We start from the raw sequence: 18,427 nt of genomic DNA on the forward strand, positions 1-18,427 counted from the left end.
GGAGGAAATCATGAAGAAACTAGCATTAGTTTCCAGCTTTTTGTTGATGAGCGTATTGTTTTTGGCAGGCTGCTCGGATGAGCCTAGTCCAGAAGAGCGCTTTTCGGCTTACACGAAGCTTTGGAATAAACAGGATTATACGAAGATGTATGAGTATCTGTCATCTGATACAAAGGAAAAAGTCAGTGCAGATGAATTTGCGAAGCGCTATGAAAAAATCTATAAGGGCATTGAGGTCGACCAATTAAAAGTGGACTATAAAAAGCCAAAAGAAGAAAAAAATCATAAAGATGCAAAAAAAGTAAATCTTGCCTATACAGTTGATATGGAAACAATGGCGGGAGCGATTAGCTCTGATCATAAGGCAACCCTTGTCAAAGAAGAGGGAGATAAGGAAGAAAATTGGTACGTCAAGTGGGATGAAAGCTATATCTTCCCTGAATTAGAAGCTAATGAAAAAATTTCAGTTGAATCGTACCCTGCAATACGCGGGGAAATTGTTGATCGAAATGAACGTGGTCTTGCAATGAATGGTAACGTTGCAGAAATAGGAATCGTACCAGAGAAAATGGCCAATGAAACTGAGACTGTTAAGAAGGTTGCTGGAATTCTCAACATGTCTACGGATGAAGTGAATCAGAAATTGAACCAATCATGGGTGCAGCCTAGCTATTTTGTGCCTATCAAGAAAATGTCATCCGATAACACCGCAACCTTGGAAAAACTGTTAAGCATTGCTGGGGTCTCGGTCAATAATACAGAGGATCGTATATATCCCTATAAAGATGCTACTGCCCACCTAATCGGATATGTCGGTGAGGCGTCAGCGGAAGACCTGGAAAGATTGAAAGGCAAGGGCTATACCGCAAGTGACGTTATCGGCAAGCGTGGTCTCGAGGAAATTTTAGAAGAACGTCTGAAAGGAAAGCCAGGCGGTAAAATCTATATTAAGACAGAAAATGGCGAAGAAAAAGTCATAGCTGAAAAGCCAGCTGAAGAAGGAGAAACAATTACATTAACCATTGACGCTGAACTTCAAAAGGATATCTTTAAGCAATACGAAAAAGAAGCAGGGTCAGCTACAGCACTTGACCCAAAGACCGGCGAAACACTGGCGCTTGTCTCAAGCCCGTCATTTGATCCAAACAAATATATATTCGGAATAACAAAAGCCGAACAAAAAGCGCTTGAAGAAGATCCGGATAAGCCGCTTCTGAATCGATTCAGTTCAACCTTTGCACCTGGTTCAACTATTAAGGCAATAACTGCGGCGATAGCTTTGAAAAATGGTGTGGATCCGAATGAGTCAATCAATATCCAAGGGAAAACGTGGGCCAAGTCGACTTGGAAAGACCATTCCATCACAAGAGTCGCTGATCCCGGTGTAGCAATCGATATGGAAAAAGCGTTAATTTATTCAGATAATATTTATTTTGCCCAAAAAGCACTTGGCCTAGGTAAGGACAAATTCACAAGTGGACTCAAAGCATTTGGCTTTGATGATGCATTGGACTACGACTACCCGATCAAAGCATCGAGCATTGGTAAAGTCGACAGTGAAGGGCGCCTGGCAGATGCTGGATATGGTCAAGCGCAAGTTCAAATGAGTACGCTTCATTTGGCTATGACGTACTCAGCATTCTTAAATGAAGGAAACATCCTTAAGCCTTCGTTAATAACAGGCAATAAAACTGAAAAGAAAATATGGAAAGAAAAAGTCATATCAGCTGATCAAGCGAATCAGATCACTAAGATGTTGACACAAGTAGTGGAACATCCTAAGGGAAGCGGTCATGGCATAAATGATCTTGGCATCAAAATCGCAGCCAAAACGGGAACCGCTGAAATAAAGGCTTCCAAAAACTCCAACGGAACAGAAAACGGCTGGTTCGTCGCTATGGACACGGAAGATCCAGAACTTCTTATGGCATGGATGATTGAAGATGTAAAAGGACGCGGCGGGAGTCATTTAGCTGTCGATCAAATGAAACCGATCTTGAAGAAATATTTGAAATGAATAAGGAAAGGCACCTACTGGTAGTAGGTGCCTTTTTTATGTATCTATATTCCTATTACAAATTGATAACATATAAAAACAAAACTCTTTTAAATATTAGTTAATGAAATAATAAATCATCACAAATTATAGTTAATTAATAGAGAGATAATTGGAAGTAATAACAAAAACTTTAACTTAAAATTATTATAAAAGAGGTAGAAATTTCAAAATAATTGTATTATTGTAGATTTACAAGGATAAATTGGCAAAAAATATTGTGTTTATATAGTTTTATAGAACTAGTTTTTAACATTGGTACTTAAAATAGGAGTTGAGAAGGGGTTAATTAGTGCTGAATTGTTTGTTTCGTAAGTCGTTGTTATTTTTTACTCTATTAGTACCTAGAGCACTATTTTAGATATTTGAAGGGAGAACACTTTCTATATGAATAAGAAGAAAGCAATTAAACTAGCAACGGCAACTGCAATTGCCGCATCAGCATTCACTGCTGTTGCACCAATACAATCAGAGGCGTCTACTAGCATTGCCACTCAAGTTAAAAATGCAAAAGCAGCAATGAAAAAACCATTTAGCACTTACTTCGACGCTAAAAAATTAGCAAACGTGACAACTGTTGAAAAACAAATTAAATCTGCTAAAAAAGAATACACGAATGTGAAGAATTCAATAAAAAATTCAAGCAATAGCAAAGCTAAGAAAGATGCTTATTACAAAGAACTTAAAGGTTACGAAAAATATATCACACGTGCTGAAGGCTATGTAAAAGGCTACAAAGCAGCTGAAAAAGCTAAAAAAACGCTTAAAAGTGATCTTACTAAACTAAACGCTGCTGCGATTGCTCAAAAGCCAACAGATGTAAAGAATAAATACAATGCTCTTGATGCTTCTGTTAAAAAAACAGACAAAAATATTAAAGACACTGTATACGGTGCGAAAATTGAAAAACTTCTTTACGCTCAATTCACAGCAGCTACTAAAACTGCTTTGCAAGGAGAAATCAAAGCTTACTATTACTATGAAAAAGCAGAGTACTGGCTGAATAAAGGAGATACAAAAACAGCAGCGGATAGAATTAAAACTGCTTCGAAAATTAAAGTAGATACTAAAAAAGACTTAGGCAAAGCAATTAAAGTCTATGCAAAAAAAGTTCAAACTAAATATGATCAAGCAACTGACAAAGAAGCACCAAAATTCACTTACAAAGGTGAAGTTAAATTCGAAGTAGAAATTGGAGAAAATTTCAAGCTTCCTAAAGTAACAGCAGAAGACAAGCTTAATAAAGTGTACGTAACATACAAAATTAAAGGGCCAAAAGGAGCGACTAAAATTGATACTAATGTTGCCGGAGTATACAAAGTAACTTACACAGCAACTGACGCTAAAGGTAACAAAGCAAAAGACTTAGTAATTACAGTTGTAGTTAAAGAAGCTACTGTTAAAGTTGAGAAAGTGAGTGCGATCACCTCTAAAACCTTAGAAGTTAAATTCAACAATGCTGTTGATGATACAAAAGCATTATTTGAGTTGAAAAAGGACGGACGTAAAGTTAACTATTCAAAAGTATCTTTCAGCGAAGACAAGAAAACAGCAACAATCGAACTTACATCTAAAATTACAAAAGGTGAATACGTTGTTAACGTATCTGGTTTAGTTCAAGGCAAAGTAGTTTCTGGTTCGGTTAAAACAGAAGATGAAAAAGTAAAAGGTATCGAAATTCTTTCTGAGAAAGCTCCAATTGTAGGTGGGCAAGTTAGCGTTGGATATAAGGTTGTTAACCAATATGGTGAAGATGTAACAAAGCTTGAGACTGTTGAAGTAAGTGTTAAAGGAGCAAAAGAAGTTTCAAACACTGATGGTCAACTCGTATTAACAAAAGTTGATGGAGCGAATGACCTGAAAGCAGGAGACCAAATAGACGTAACATTAATTCACAAAGCTACTAAAACTTCGGCAACCAAAACAATTACTGTTACTAATGAGAACTTTGAATTAACAGTCATGCATACAAATGATACACATGCACATTTGGATAATATCGCTAGGCGCATTACAGCTATTAAAGAAGTAAGAAAGGAAAACAAAAACTCTTTGCTTTTAGATGCAGGAGATGTCTTTTCTGGAACACTATATTTCAACCAATATACTGGGCAAGCTGATCTTGAGTTCATGAATTTAATTGGATATGATGCAATGACTTTTGGGAACCATGAATTTGATCTTGGTACAGAAAAGTTGGCTGATTTTGTTAAAAATGCAAAATTTCCATTTGTAAGTGCAAATGTTAACTTTTCAAATGATACGTATCTCAAATCTTACTTTAAGGGAGAAAGCACACAAACAGCAAAAAGCGGTGAAATATACAGCAGTATCGTGAAGAGTATTGATGGGGAAAAGGTTGGGATTTTCGGTCTTACAACTGCTGAAACAAAAGATATCTCAAGCCCGGGAGCGGGGGTTGAGTTTGAAGAATATCTTGCAAAATCCCAGCAAACCGTTAATAGCTTAGAAGAACAAGGCGTTAATAAAGTCATTGCACTTACCCATCTTGGCTTTAATGATGGCGGTGGAGATAACGATTTGACTCTAGCAGAAAAAGTAAAAGGAATTGATGTAATTGTCGGCGGACATTCCCATGATAAATTAGAAAAACCAACTGTTGTTAATACAGAAGCAGGAGCAGAGCCTACTGTCATTGTTCAGGCTAATGAATATAGCAATTATCTAGGGCAATTGGATGTAGAGTTCGATAAAGATGGAAAGGTTATTGCTAATGATGGTAAGTTAATAGATTTAAATAAACAAAATGCAGATAAATCCTATGTTATTAAAGATGATGAGGAAGCCTTAAATATCCTTAATACTAAATACAAGCCAGCGGTCGACGATATGCAGAAATTTGTAGTGGGCATTGCTGATGTAGACTTAATTGGTGGAAATCCGGCAGCACGTACAGGGGAAACGAATCTGGGTGACTTTATTGCAGACGGAATGCTTGCAAAAGCACAACAATACAAACCAGGTACAGTTATTGCCCTTCAAAATGGAGGCGGAGTTCGTACAACAATTAAGGCTGGAAACATTACATTAGCAAACATTTTTGAGATTCTTCCTTTTGGTAACTCATTGGGAGTAATGGATTTAAAAGGTTCAGAGATTAAATCTGCCCTTGAATTAAGCGTGAAGGATGCTCCTGCTGCATTTGGCGGTTTTCTGCAGGTTTCCGGACTAAGGTTCACATATGACCACACAAAAGCCACCGGATCTCGCGTGCAAAATGTGGAAGTTTATAAAGATGGAATGTTTGAAGAATTAAAAGATGATGAAAATTATCAGGTTGCTACAAATATTTTCACTGCTAAAGGCGGTGATGGTTACACAATGTTTGCAAAAGCATACAGCGAAGGACGTGTAAGTGAGCTAGGCTTTGTTGATTGGGAAGTATTGCAAGATTATATCAAAGTACAGAAAGACCAAAAAATTGCCCCAGCTCTTGAAGGACGTATCATCGATGAAGCTAAAACAGAAGTGAAAGCAAGTGAGTTCAATGGTACAGCAGAGGACCCTAAAACTCATAAAGGCAGTATAGTAGTCGATATAACAGGAGTATCTAGTCTCGAAAATGCTATAATCACAGGAAATCTTCACTTGAAGGGCACTGACGCTGATAAGGTAGTTCTTAAAAATGTAACTGTTCTTGGTAACACATATTTCATAGACTAATAGTTTTATGGAAGGCCTTCTAGCGGCTTTGCTGGAGGCTTTCCTTTGCTAAATATATTAATTATGGAGAGTGTTCAATGAAAAGAAAGAATTGGAAAATAAAGATAAACCTTATTCTAATTTTCACATTGATATTAAGCTTTTTTGCACCAATGAATTCTATCGTTACGAAAGCTGCAGAGCCAATTACTGTTGCAGAGGCGATTGCTAATAACTCGGGAACTGCTACTGTGCAGGGATATATCGTGGGGTATACAACAGGAACAAACAAATATACTAAAGACCCGGCAAAATTTGCAGGAGATACAAATCTAGCGATTGCCGATTCTCCTGACGAAACAGACCCAAGTAAAATAATACCGGTAGAATTGAAAAATAGCGGTACTTATCGGGCTACTTACGGACTAAAGACAAATCCGGGTAATTTGGGTAAGAAGGTGCTTTTCACCGGAACTCTCACAGCCTATTTCTCAGTACCGGGCCTAAAAGATTTATCTGCGGCGAACTTCATAGAAGAAACTTCTCCTAATAAAGCAGAAGCTGTCAAAGCCAGTGTAGCTGCTGGCGGGGTGATAGCTGGAACAAAAGTATCGCTCTCCTCAGGTACTGAAAATGCAACCATTTATTATACAATTGATGGTTCAACTCCTACGAGTTCAAGCACTCAATATACAGAATCGATAACTATTACAAAAGACATGACAATTAAAGCAATTGCTTTAGCATCAGGTTTGGATAATAGCGATATAGCATCGTTTGAATATAAAATTATATCACTTAAATCAATAGCCGAAGTAAGAAAAATGACCATTGGCAGTTCAGCCCTTACTTCTGGAGTCGTTACGGCAGTTTTTACATCAGGCACGAATAATACAGTCTATATCCAGGATGACACAGCAGGGATTGTTATTTATGGTTCAGACCTAGCTGTTGAGGCAGGAGATAAAATCAGCGCAAAAGGAACGCTAGCTGATTATAATACACTCTTAGAGTTAAATGTTCAAAAAGCAGATGTAACTATTCTTAAAAAAGAAAGTATTCCTGTTGCAGAAAAATTGACTGCTGCTCAATTTGAAGAGAGCAAGGAAGCTAAGCTTGTAACGGTGAAAGATGTAACAGTTGAGTCTGTTTCAAACGGAACCTTTATTGGAAAAGATGGGGAGGGAGAGTCCCTTACATTACGCCCTCAAGATGCAACCCTTCTTTCAGCCGGTACAACATATGATTCAATTACAGGTGTATTGGGATCATATAAAGGCGTATATCAATTAATTCCAAGAAGTACACTTGATATTATCCAAGATGCAAATAAAGTACAAACTGTAGTTGCAACACCTGGTACAGGATTTATTAAAGCAGGTGAAACTGTCACACTGACCTCAGGAACAGCTGATGCAACAATCTATTATACAACAGACGGACAGGAGCCTACGAAAAGCAGCGCTGTCTATACCAAACCAATTACAATCAATGAAGCTACGACATTAAAAACTTTTGCGGTAAAAAGTGGCTTAACGGATGGTAACATTTCGACTTTTACTTACACTATTTCAAAAGGTGATGTCCGAATTCATGATATTCAAGGAGCTGGACATACTTCTCCATATTTAAATCAAAATGTAACAGATATAGAGGGTATTGTCGTATCCACGATTGATAATAATAATTTCTTTATTCAGGATCAAAAGCCTGATAATGATATAGACACTTCAGAGGGAATTCTTGTTTACAAAAGTGCTAATGGCGTTAAGATTGGCGATGTGGTCAAAGTAAGCGGAACGGTAAAAGAGTTTGTGATGGAGGGATATTCCGAAAAAGCAACAACGGATCTTCCTGTAACAGAAATTAGTGCATCCGCTATTACGGTTGAAAAAAATGGACAGGCTTTACCTGACCCAATTGTAATTGGCAAAGACCGTACCCCGCCAACAGGGAAGATTGATAGTGATGGATTGACTGTTTTTAATCCAGCAGTTGACGGGATTGATTTTTACGAAAGTTTAGAGGGAATGCTTGTTCAGCTTGATAGTCCGAAGGTTGTGGCACCACAGGAGTATGGGGAAGTTGTTGTTATTCCTAAGAACATGGAAACTTCTACTTCTGCTGGTGGAGTCAAGTTTACAGAAACAGATACCCACCCAGAAAGAATTCATCTGAAATTTGATAACGATAAATATGTAGCGAAAACGGGTGATAGTTTTAATGGAAGTATTACGGGTGTTGTAAGCTACGGTTATAGTAACTTTAAAGTGTTGACAAGTAAGGATAAGCTACCTGAACTACAAGATGGGGGAACGAAGCGTGAAGTTACTTCTATTGAACCGGATGCGAAGAAGCTGACAGTTGCCTCTTATAATGTGGAGAATTTCTCAACTAAAACTGACAATGAAAAACTAACGAAATTAGCTAAAGCCATTGTACAGAACCTGAAGACGCCAGATATTATCGGTTTAACAGAAATGCAGGATAATGATGGTGAGGCTGATAGTGGTACTACAGATGCGACTGAAAGCTTTAAAAAGCTGGTTGCCAAGATTCAAGCAGAAGGTGGACCAGAGTATCTATTTACTGATATAGCTCCAGAAGATAAGCAAGATGGTGGAGCACCAGGTGGGAATATCCGAGTAGGTTTCTTATATAAAAAAGGTACTGTTTCGCTTACTGAAGGAACAAAGGGAAAAGCTACAGAGTCTGTCGGCTTTAACGATGGCAAGCTTACATTAAACCCAGGCCGAATCGATCCGACAAATGCAGCATTTGCTTCAAGCAGGAAGCCGTTAGCAGCCCAATTTGAATTCAACGGTGAAAGTGTTATTGTGGTTGCCAATCACTTTAATTCGAAGGGTGGAGATCAGCCTCTATTTGGGAAAAATCAGCCGCCAGAATTAAAAAGTGAAGTTCAACGTCTTAAGATTGCAAGTATTGTTAACAGCTTTGTTAAGGATATTAAATCAAAAGATGCTAATGCAAATGTTGTTTTACTAGGAGATTTCAATGACTTTGAATTTTCTAAGACACTAACTGCATTAAAAGGCAGTGAATTAACAAACATGGTGGAGAAGGTTCCTTTTGAAGAAAGATATTCTTATACGTACCAAGGCAATTCTCAAGTTCTGGATCATATTCTTGTTTCTAATAATATTGCAGCAGAAACTAAGGTGAATATCGTCCATATTAATTCATCCTTTACAGAAGCTGATGGCCGCGCGAGTGACCATGATCCAGTCCTGATTCAAACAGAATTAAAACCAACACAAACACCACAGCCACAAAAAGTATATGACTTGGTTGGATTCACAACAAAAAAATTGGTTGTTGAAACACCTAATTCATTGGTCAAACTTGATGCGACTTCGAATATCAAAGAAGGAATCTGGCTGAAGACAGATACGACCCTATCTGGTGAAGGTCTGAAGAAAACGAAAATCATAATCAGTCCAGTAAAAAAGGAAACTGTCATTGATTTCTCAGGTGCCGAAGTCAAGGAAGTGTTGATTGATAACAGTAATGTAAAAGAAATCAGGGGAGCAGAAAATGTTCAAAAATGGATTTTTAAAGAAGGTATAGATGTTTCTGGTATAAAATTCTATAATGCAAAAGGAGAAGCGATCGCTTCTCCTTTTATTCCAAAAGAAAATCGTCCTCCAGTAATAATAAAGACTATCGATAATCTCTCCGTGAAAGTTGGAGAAGATGTAAGTTTAAACTTAAACAATCATTTTTCAGATCCAGATAGCGATGCTCTTTCTTATTCCACAACAATTGGTACGGTCTCAGGGTCCATACTAACAATTCCAACTAGTAAAAAAGGTTCCTATATTGTTGCTGTCACTGCAAGAGACAAGTGGGAATCGAAAACAATTGCTACTTTCTCAGTAAACGTTACTGCCGACGATCAGCTTGAACCCTATTATCAAAAAGCTGAAGGTAAGACCGGGTCTGAATTAAAGACGTCATTGCATACTATTATTAAGTCACAAACGAAATTGACATACGCAAAGGTTTGGGATGCACTCAAAGATACAGACGAAGATCCTAAAAATCCAAACAATGTCATTTTACTTTACTCTGGTAAGTCTGTGGCAAAGTCGAATAATGGTGGAGGCAACGGTCAATGGAATCGTGAGCATGTCTGGGCAAAATCCCATGGTGACTTTGGTACCAGTGTAGGACCAGGAACAGATATTCATCATTTACGCCCCGAGGATGTTACCGTAAATAGTGTTAGGGGACATCTTGATTTTGATAATGGCGGCAAAAAATATAGTGGATGTGAATGTTATTATGATACTGACTCTTGGGAACCACCTAACAGTGTTAAAGGTGATGTTGCGAGAATGATATTCTATATGGCTGTCCGCTATGAAGGAGATAACGGAGAAATTGATTTAGAGCTGTCAGATACAGTTAATACCTATCCCAAAGCATTGCATGGAAAATTTTCCACTCTATTAGAGTGGAATGAATTAGACCCAGTTGATGATTTTGAACGCCGTCGAAACGATGTGATATATGAAAGATGGCAGCATAATCGCAATCCTTTTGTTGACCACCCTGAGTGGGCAAACGAAATCTGGAAAGCTGAGAAAATACAAGATATTAAAAAAGCAAGCTGATATATTTTTGCACAGCTCATCGTCAATACGGTGAGGTTTTTTTATACGTATGAGCTCAGCGATATTAAATTTTTTTCTCGTTAAGTAAAATCAGTTACTCTCTTATGCATCTCGCTATTCTGTATATTAAAAGAAGCTCCAAATTCTTAGAGATAAAAAGTTAATTAAGTACTCCCCACCTGGGGTGATGATGAATTCTATCAGAAAAATACAGTTTGCTATTCAAATAGATTTGCAGAAAATGAAGAAGCATATTTATGATTGCTATTACACTAAATATCGCAATGTACAATGTCGCAAGAGCCATAGTTGATGTCAAAGTAAAATTGTTGTGACTAATAAATGGGTCAATATTAATATAGAAATCTTTTGAATATCAATCTAGAGGTTGGTAAAGAAATGAGGATGAACTAGAATGAGAAGTTTGAAGTATCTTTTTATTGCTTTCTTTATCATTTTTTCTACATTACCTGCACATGAAGCAGAGGCAGCCGAAGAGTATACATCGATGAAAGTGAAACTGGAAAATTTCTTAGGAAACCAAACAAGTGTCACACTAACGGCAACAGGGGACTATCAAACTTCTGATAAAGAGGTATTTATCAAGGCAGGTGAAGAGCTGACTGTGAAAGTAGAGTCAGGAAAACTCGTGGTGTACAAAAACTCCCAGAAGAAAGGGTTATTCTCTTCCATGATGGTAACTCCTGTTAAACAAGATTCTCTACTTTCCATTAATAACCGTCCGTATCCCGGTTCTTTGGAATTTACAGTTGAAGGCAAGTATATTCGACCTATCAATCATGTATATATTGAAGATTATCTAAAGGGCGTGGTTCCAAGGGAAATGCCGGCATTATGGCATATTGAAGCCGTAAAAGCACAGGCAATTGCGGCCCGTACTTATGCACTTCGCTATCAATCTACGGTAATTAATGATACGGTTTCTTACCAGGTATATGGAGGGGCTGAGGGTCACTCCCACTCTAGTTTAGCCGTGGAACAGACAACGGGTATGGTAATCAAGCATGATGGGAAATTAATCGAAGCACTCTTTTCTTCGAGCAATGGCGGGATGACTGAATTAAATTCTAATGTTTGGACAAGTGGAGAGCCTCTTGCTTATTTGTCTATTAAAGAAGATTCATATGACCCGAAATTAAAGTGGATGATAGCCTTGGATAAAAAGCAAATCGATTTAACGAATCTCGATGTATCAAATCCGGAAGATTGGTGGACAAGCGTACAAGAAAAGGACAAAACGATTATTCCTAATCTGAAGACTTGGCTTCAAAGTAATGGATATGCCAAAAAGGAAATAAAAATAACGGAAATTCCTGTTCTAACCTTAACGGATAAAACATCTGGAGGCAGGGTTACAAAAGGCTCGATCCAGCTGAACTTTTATGTGAAGGATCTTACCGATGATAAGGGGAAATTAGTACAGCAAAATGTCACCCTTACGAATGTTGCGGCTTCAAAAATCCGGGCTATGGTGGGACTGGGTAATATGAAGAGTTATCTAGTTGATAATTCAACATCAACGGATCCAGCCAAGATTAAAATTGATGGATCTGGATACGGCCATGGAGTTGGACTAAGTCAGTATGGAGCAAAACACAGAGCAGAAGCGGGTCAAACATATCAGGGGATTTTAGAATTTTATTATCCGAACACAAGTATAGTGAGGGAATATAGTAACGCTGCGACTGGATCTGAAACTGATCCTGTTGTGAATAAAGATAAAACGGCACCAAGAATAACGAGCGTGAAGGCTAAGGAAGATTATCTAAATAGTAAGGTCAACTTCACGTATGCTATTGATGAAGATGCTACCGTATCCCTCACGATTAAAGATAAAAATAGCAAGGTGATAGCCACCCCAATTAGTAGGAAATCTATGAAGAAGGGAAGTCAGGTGGCTGCCTGGAACACGAAAGCCGTAAGTAATGGAAACTACACAGCGGAAATTACCGCAACTGATAGAGACGGAAATAAAGGTACTGTAACACAAGCGTTTAAAGTAAATAAGGATATAACGGCACCGAATATCACGAGTATTGATACATCAGGAAATTACAGTACAGAAAAAGCAAGCATTACGTATACCATAAGCGAAGCAGCTAAAGTTACGGTGCAAGTCAAGAACAGTAAAGATAAAGTGATAGCCACCCCGACCGATACGAAATCGCTAAAGAAAGGTAGTCAATCAGCTACCTGGAACTTTAAAAATGTGTCCAACGGTACGTATACAGTGACGATCACTGCCAAGGATGCAAGTAATAATCAAAGAACGGTTTCAAAGAAAATCTCTATCAAGAAGACAACCGGAAAAGTGACGGCTAGCGTACTTAATATTAGAGAGAAAACAAATACATCTTCTAAAATCGTCGGAAAGCTAAAGAAAAACCAAACTGTGACGATTCTGGCCCAACAAGGAAATTGGTATAAAATAAAGAATGGAAGCCAAATCGGGTATGTTTCAAAAGAATATGTGAAAAAGTAACTACTTAAGACGCCATATTTAAACTATATGGCGTCTTTTTGAATAAGATGGTTTTATAGTAGCGGATTCGAGGGATCTTAGCCAGTAGAGCGACAAATCTGACATTCAAAAAATTTACCTTTCAAAAAGTGGGTCGAAACATTCAATTTAAGGTCTGGAAAAAATCTGGACTAGGTTCTTAACACAATATAAACAGGATCTAACGATTAATGTTGCGATAGGCACAGCAGAAATATTTATCCGCAGAATTTCTCTTGAATTCCGAAAAAATCTATCTTTTGACACAGTAGAATATCTGAAAAGAGGTATGAATAAATTCATTCCTCTTTTGTTTGATGCTGGCCAGGTGTAAATGGTACCCGGGCGGCTTTTGTGATGATTTGCGATATATCTGTATTATCAATGACTCCATCAAAGGCTTCACTGCCTGGGCCCGTTGCAAAAACAGGAATCATATTGGCGGTATGTCCTCCGGTGGAACTGGCTGCCCGTACGCTGCGGTCAGCTACTCCTGCTTTATAATAGTTGGCAATTGTGCTTCCGATTTCCCAATCTATTTGATGTTGTGGATAGACAAGGGTTCTATTCTTTCTTACGTTATCAATGAATTGATGGACCTCTTTATTTGTAAGAGATATATGAGCATACTTTTTAAATACGGAACCGACACTTTCGGGATTGATTTCATTATTTTTATCGAAAGTAAGTTGCTTGGACATATATTCAGAAGAAACGTTGATCCTTTTCAATGCACTGATATCCATTGTTTCAGAAGCAGAGGTCCCCATTGTTTCATGGTCTGCAAGCACTACAATCAGGGTATCATTTCTGTTCTTAGCCCAGTCTACAACCTCTTTTACAGTTTGATCAAATTCGATTGTTTCCTTCCATATCCCAGTGATATCCGCAGCATGCTCCGTATGGTCAATTCGTGCACCTTCAGTCATTAAAAAGAATCCATTATCACCCTTAGACAAAATTTCGATTGCTTTGGTTGTCATTTCGGGTAGTGATGGCTCCTGTGAATGAAATTCTTCTTTATCAAGCTTGAAATTCATATAAGTAGGGTGAAACAGTCCCAGAAGTTTTTCTGATTTTTGAACCGAATCAAGTTCTTGCTTATTAGCCGTAACCCTATAGCCAGCTTCTTTAAATTTAGCGACTAAATCTACACCATTTTGCTTATCCGCTCCGAAATAACTGGCTCCACCGCCAAGAATAACATCGATACGATTATCAAAGAGTTGTCTCGCGATATGTGCGCCACCTGTCCAGCGGTTTGATACACTGGCACCGAAAGCAGCAGGGGTGGCATCGACAACCATATTGGTTGAGATAATTCCGACTTTTTTTCCGCTCATTTGAAAGGCATCCAGTACACTGTCTACTTCAGAACCATTTGAATCTACACCGATTGATTCATTGTTGGTTTTGACACCTGTGGCAATCGCTGAACCCCCAGCAGCCGAGTCAGTGACAAAATTATTAGCGGAATAAGTACGCATCAGAGCGACATGCTCTAACTTTTCCAAATGTAAAATTCCCGTTTTTCCATATTCAAATTGCCTGGCAATGTCTATTGCACCCAACCCCATGCCATCACCAATTAACAAAATGACATTTTTCGGAGTGTTTTGCGATTCTGCCTGAATAGGAGATGTTAAGCCAATAAGGCAGAAGAGAACGAGTAGTCCAAATTGATAAGGTCGTCTAGGTTTATGAATGAATTTTCTAGTTGTCTTATTCATATGTAATCCTCCATTTGGTGTAAGTCTTTATATTATTTGTTGAAATCCATAAAAAAACTCTTCCTTAATATCAGGAAGGGTTTAATCTTATATGTGGATATATCTGCATGATTTACATTTCGTCCAGGTTTGAACCAGATTACAGCCTGGGATAAAGCAGCGGAAATTCCTGTTACGAGGGTCTTACAAAAATTGAAAAAATCCTTTCACACTGCTATTTGCTATGGATAGGTAATCATTGATAAAAGTTCAATATATACCTATATATGATATAATTTAACTAGTTGTACAATTGATATTATAGGAGAGAAAATCCTATGTTAACTAGTATGAAGAAGATATTTAATGAGAGTTCTAAAGACTTAAAAAGAATTTATAAGCTTGTAGATAATGTGAATCAATTAGAGATTAAATATAAAAAATATTCAGATAATGAATTGAGAGGCATGAAGGATACATTTAAAAGTCTCCTTGCTTCTGGTAAAACCTTGATGGATATACAAGTTGATGCCTTTGCTGTGGTGCGGGAAGCAACCAGACGTGTATTGGGACTTCGGCACTATGATGTTCAGCTTATAGGAGGTTTTGTCTTAAATGAGGGAGCCATAGCTCAAATGAACACAGGTGAGGGAAAAACACTTGTTGCAGCCTTACCTAGCTATTTACACTCATTGGAGGGAAAAGGTGTTCATATTATCACGGCGAATGAGTATCTGGCATGCAGAGATAAAGAATTAATGGGCCAGGTTCATGAATTTCTTGGCTTGTCGGTTGGCTTGAATATTTCTAAAATGCAGCCCTCAGCAAAGCGTGAAGCCTATGCAGCAGATATTACATATGGAACGGGAACGGAATTCGGTTTTGATTACCTGCGTGATAATATGGTTTTTCGAAAAGAGGAAAAGGTGCAAAAGGGCCACCAATTTGCGATTGTCGATGAAATTGATAGCATCTTGATTGATGAAGCAAGAACGCCTTTAATCATTGCTGGAAAATCAAGTGATGGGGCAGAGCTTTTTCATATTACATCACAGATCATGAAGACATTAAATGAGGATGAAGATTATGAGATTTCTAACGAATCTAAAGCGACCTTTTTAACAGATCAAGGTGCGGCCAGGATTGAAAAGGCATTTGGAGTCAATAATTTGTATGACTTAGAGCATCAGGAGTTATTGCATAATGTGTCACAGGCACTTAAAGCTCATGCCATTATGAAATTAGATGTGGACTATATCGTCAAGGATGGAGAGATTTCTTTGATCGATAAATTCACAGGCAGGGTGATGGAAGAACGTAGTTTTAGTGAAGGGCTTCAGCAGGCAATTGAAGCAAAAGAAGGCTTGGAAATTTCTGAAGAGAACGAAACACAGGCTACAATTACCATCCAAAATTATTTCCGTTTATATAACTCGCTTTCAGGGATGACTGGAAGTGCTATGCCTTCAAAGTCAGAATTTTGGGAAACATATCAGCTGCCTGTTATTGAAATTCCAACGAATAAGCCTATTCAGCGTTGTGATGAACCGGATTTAATTTTTAAAGATGAAATAAGTAAAATCAATAAAATTGTTTCGGAAGTAAAACGAATTCATGGAGAAGGAAGGCCAATTCTAATAGGTACGACTTCCATTGAAAAATTGGAAGCACTGTCTATTCATTTAGAGAGGGAAAGAATTCAACATCAGATCCTTAATGCAAAAACGGAAGAAGGCGAAGCAGGTATTATCGCCAATGCCGGGAAAAAAAATCAAGTTATGCTTGCTACGAACATGGCTGGAAGAGGAACGGATATTTTACTTGATGAAGAAGTTAAGGAATTAGGTGGTCTTCATATTATCGGGACGGAGCGTCACGAAAGCAATCGGATTGATATGCAGCTTCGTGGACGGTCCGGACGACAAGGGGACCAAGGCTCTACACAATTTATCATTTCCCTGGAAGATGAATTGTTTGATTACTATGATGAAGAAGAAATTGAACGATATATGAAGAAAGTCAAAACGGATGTAAATGGTATGGTGGTAGGTCCCGCTCCGGAAAAATTTACAAAAAAGGTGCAGGAAACGATTCAGCAGATGTATCAATCAAGCCGTAACCACTTATTGAAATTAGAACATGCATTAAATGAGCAAAGTAAAATTATTTATTCGATGAGAGATAGAATCTTGAATCTCAATCCTGACCAAATGTTCACCATTATTTTTGAATATATTGAGAAATACATCCGTCAACTCGTTTTGAAATATTATCCTGAATATACGGAACAACCAAATTCAAAGGCTTTTATTGAAGAGCTCTCCCTTGTATTTTTTGCATTAGATTGGCAGGAAATTGACGTGCAAAATTTAGATGGGTCTGAAGTGAAAGCTAAAGCACTGGCTTCATTTGACGAGATAAAACCCATGATCTTAACATTTCAGGACAATGTTGATTGGGTAAGCCAGCTTCGCGCCTTTATGCTACAACAAATAGATATGAACTGGATAAGCCATTTAGGTGAAATGAATAGAGTGAAGGAAGGCATTGGTTTAAATGCCTACGGTCAACAGGACCCTTATATGTTGTTTGAAAAAGAAGCACTTGATCAATTTGAGCAGCTATTAGTCGAAATTGAGTCAGGTATCAGTACAAACTTTATGGAATTTTATAAAAACCAATTGGATGATGAAGAGGAAGAACTTGATGAAAAGGAGGATGAGAAGTAATGGGCCTATTTGGTAGAGGTGAGAAGATAAAAGAAGCAGTGCAGAGTAACACGGTAACAGTGGAAGATTCCGTATCAGCTGTTGATGCTGCAATTAATACTTCCTTGGTTTTTCATGAGGAAGCGGATTTTTCCAAACAGGAAAGATATGTACTTCAGTTTCATCATCAACAGTTGTCTTTGTTAAAACCGAATCAAATTTCTATCTCAGAAGTTCGGTTATCAAGGTTTGAAGAAGATGTAATAATTATGGCTTTTATTCGTAATACATTAGATAAGGCTGTAAGCTTTGAATTAGTGGATTTATTGTTGCTGGATGAAAATGGACAAGTTCTGGCGAAGAAGTCCTTCGATTTGACGGAAATGGGAGAAATACCAGCCCTTTCATGTATGCCGTGGAGCTTTATGTTTGAAGAGGAAGATATTCTAGTGGAGTCGATACCAGACAAAGGTTGGAAGATAGCATTTGAACTAAAGAATCAGGAATCTATGGAGCATGCATTGGATTTGGCACCGATCTGGATAGAACAGCTTTCCGAAGCTCAACGAGAGAGTTTACAGCGGCTTGTTGCCGGACTGCCAAAGATTAATCAAGGTGAAGTTAATTTTATGGGACTAGAAGCTACTTTGAAAGAAAATAATCAATTAGCAGTCACCGTTTTGGTTCGTAATGGCAGTGACAAACAGATTAAAATTGAAAAGCTACCATTGATTGTAGAGGATGCAGATGGAGACCAGGTTTGCCAAGGTGGTTTTTCTCTTACAGACTTTGAAGTGAAGGCGAATACAAGCAAGCCATGGACGTTTATTTTTCCGGGTGAACTAGTAACAAAGAAAAATCCCGATTTGACACGTTGGAAAGTATACCCACCAAGTTCTAAATAGTGAAGTTGAAAAGCCCTCATCTGTGATGAGGGCTTTTTGTGTATGAGAAATGAAGTCATTATTATTTTATGAGTTTATTAATAATCGGACTAGGAGTTATTTATTGGAGTCAAGAAAAAAACAGGATATTTTTGACTTTGATTTCCGTCAATCTTTACTATAGTACGATAATTAAATGGTAAAGAAGATGGGTTACTTACTTTTCGATAAATTGAAAACCAAGATTTA

The 18,427-nt window shown here is 37.8% G+C and carries 7 protein-coding genes; 6 read left to right on the forward strand and 1 reads right to left on the reverse strand.

The annotated features are described in order from the left end of the window. The first annotated feature begins 10 nt into the window (after nucleotides 1–10). The 4 genes from JFU50_RS11250 to JFU50_RS11265 all read left to right on the forward strand — a co-directional run bounded on the left by JFU50_RS11250 (nucleotide 11) and on the right by JFU50_RS11265 (nucleotide 12,859). Nucleotides 11–2,017: a penicillin-binding transpeptidase domain-containing protein gene (locus JFU50_RS11250; RefSeq protein ID WP_201222618.1), complete on the forward strand. Its 2,007-nt coding sequence runs from the start codon at nucleotides 11–13 to the stop codon at nucleotides 2,015–2,017. Nucleotides 2,018–2,443: 426 nt separating this feature from the next. Beyond that, nucleotides 2,444–5,740 (forward strand): 5'-nucleotidase C-terminal domain-containing protein, encoded by a 3,297-nt coding sequence (locus JFU50_RS11255; protein ID WP_201222620.1) that lies wholly within the window; start codon nucleotides 2,444–2,446, stop codon nucleotides 5,738–5,740. 77 nt (nucleotides 5,741–5,817) lie between these two features. Beyond that, on the forward strand, nucleotides 5,818–10,356 hold the full coding sequence (locus tag JFU50_RS11260) for an endonuclease (RefSeq protein WP_201222622.1): 4,539 nt from the start codon (nucleotides 5,818–5,820) through the stop codon (nucleotides 10,354–10,356). A gap of 415 nt (nucleotides 10,357–10,771) precedes the next feature. Then, complete coding sequence (locus JFU50_RS11265) at nucleotides 10,772–12,859, forward strand: SpoIID/LytB domain-containing protein (RefSeq protein ID WP_201222624.1); 2,088 nt, start codon at nucleotides 10,772–10,774, stop codon at nucleotides 12,857–12,859. Nucleotides 12,860–13,176: 317 nt separating this feature from the next. Here the strand turns inward: JFU50_RS11265 and JFU50_RS11270 are convergent, their stop codons facing one another. Then, nucleotides 13,177–14,607, reverse strand: a complete 1,431-nt coding sequence (locus JFU50_RS11270; protein WP_201222626.1) for an alkaline phosphatase — start codon at nucleotides 14,605–14,607, stop codon at nucleotides 13,177–13,179. Between the two features lie 317 nt (nucleotides 14,608–14,924). On the opposite strand from JFU50_RS11270, the gene secA reads away from it, so the two are divergent. Together secA and JFU50_RS11280 are read left to right on the forward strand one after the other, a co-directional pair. After that, nucleotides 14,925–17,315, forward strand: coding sequence for a preprotein translocase subunit SecA (secA, locus tag JFU50_RS11275; RefSeq protein WP_201222628.1), 2,391 nt, complete (start codon nucleotides 14,925–14,927; stop codon nucleotides 17,313–17,315). After that, nucleotides 17,315–18,199, forward strand: coding sequence for an accessory Sec system S-layer assembly protein (locus JFU50_RS11280; protein ID WP_201222630.1), 885 nt, complete (start codon nucleotides 17,315–17,317; stop codon nucleotides 18,197–18,199). The genes secA and JFU50_RS11280 overlap by 1 nt, the downstream gene beginning before the upstream one ends. The last annotated feature ends 228 nt before the right edge of the window (nucleotides 18,200–18,427 follow it).

Source organism: Peribacillus sp. TH14 (genome assembly GCF_016651145.1).
GTDB lineage: Bacteria > Bacillota > Bacilli > Bacillales > DSM-1321 > Peribacillus > Peribacillus butanolivorans.